Origin of the sequence: Streptomyces calidiresistens, from assembly GCF_014141525.1 — a bacterium.
Taxonomy (GTDB): Bacteria; Actinomycetota; Actinomycetes; order Streptomycetales; family Streptomycetaceae; genus Streptomyces; species Streptomyces calidiresistens.
The window spans coordinates 1-1,410 of record NZ_VKHS01001103.1; the positions used below are offsets into that span (position 1 = coordinate 1).

Genomic DNA, 1,410 nt, shown 5'->3' on the forward strand with positions numbered 1-1,410 from the left:
TATATGGTGGATCTCCATGTCTCGTGGGCTCGGGGATGTGTATAAGAGAAAGGTGTTCGCCCGGTGGGGCGTCGGAACGCCGGTGGAGGAGGACCGGCCCGGGAGGGACACCGACGCCGGGGGCGCGCCGTCCGCCGAACCCGCGCCCCGACGGACCCGACGCCGGCGGCGGGGCCCGATCCGGGTGGCGCGGGACCGCCTCCGGGCCGTCCGGGAGGCCGTGCGCCGGATGCTGGACCGGGTGGACCTGTGGCTGGAGCGCCGCTACCACGCCGGGGCCCGCCTGGTGGGTCGGGTCCCCTGGCACGTGCCCCTGATCCCGTGGCGCCGGCTCGCCGCCCGCTCGCGGGCCCGGCGGTTCGCCGCCACCGGCCTGACCCGCCGGCAGCGCCTGGCCCCGCACCGGCGGCGCCTGGAGGTGGCCGTGGCCACGTCCTCCGTCGTGCTGTGCGCGGTCCTGGCAGCCGCCGCGCCCTCCCCCGAGGCGGAGGCCCCGGCCCGGGCCGCCGCGTCGGGGGGCGCGGCCGAACGCGACCCGGCCGCCGGCGAGGGCCCGGAGATCGTGCCCGGGGCCGAGACGGGAATGGAACGGGCCGAGCCGACCCGGGTGCGGATCCCCTGGTTGCGGGCGGACGTCGAGGTCTTCGGCGCCGACCTGGACCCGGACGGCGGACCGCCGTCGCCGGCCGAGGAGGACGCGATGCGCGCCGCCTGGTACGCCGGTGGCGTCTCGCCGGGCGAACGCGGTGCCGCGCTGCTCGTCGGGCACCTGGACACCCGGCAGGGGCCGGCGGCCTTCGCCGGCCTGGGGATGCTGGAACCCGGCGAGATCATCGAGGTGGACCGGGCCGACGACACCACCGCGATCTTCACCGTCGAGGCCGTCGAGCAGTACCCGAAGGCGGACTTCCCCGACGAGCGGGTGTACGGCGCGGTGGAGACGCCGCAGCTGCGGCTGATCACCTGCGGCGGACGGTGGACGGCGGAGGGCGGCTACGACGCCAACATCGTGGCGTACGCGACGCTCACCGACACCGTCCGGCACACCGACTGATCCCCGCCCGCCCCGGGCCGCCGCCGTTCGGGGCGGCCCGGGGCGGTCGTACGGTGGACGGATGAGGATTCGCACCGCCCGTGACGAGGACTGGCCGGAGATCCACTCCTTTTACTCCCGGATCGTCGACGAGGGCCGGACCTACACCCTGCCCGAGGGCTCGGGGATGGAGGAGGCCCGTTCGCTGTGGATGGGGACGCCGTCGTGGCGGACGGTGGTGGCCGTGGACGGGGAGCGGATCGCGGGAACGGCGAAGGCGGGCCCGAGCCTGCCCGGCCGGGGGTCGGGCATCGCCGGGGCCTCCTTCATGGTGAACCCGGAGCACCGCGGCGCCGGGGTGGGCCGGGCCCTGGGGG

At 76.8% G+C, this 1,410-nt stretch carries 2 protein-coding genes; both read left to right on the top strand.

Annotated features, from left to right (window positions below; all coding sequences use genetic code 11):
• The coding region (locus FOE67_RS25720; RefSeq protein ID WP_228474295.1) for a class F sortase at positions 1–1,054 on the top strand (1,054 nt) is incomplete at its 5' end.
• 61 nt (positions 1,055–1,115) lie between these two features.
• A partial coding sequence (locus tag FOE67_RS25725; RefSeq protein WP_182667220.1) for a GNAT family N-acetyltransferase occupies positions 1,116–1,410 on the top strand: 295 nt, incomplete at its 3' end.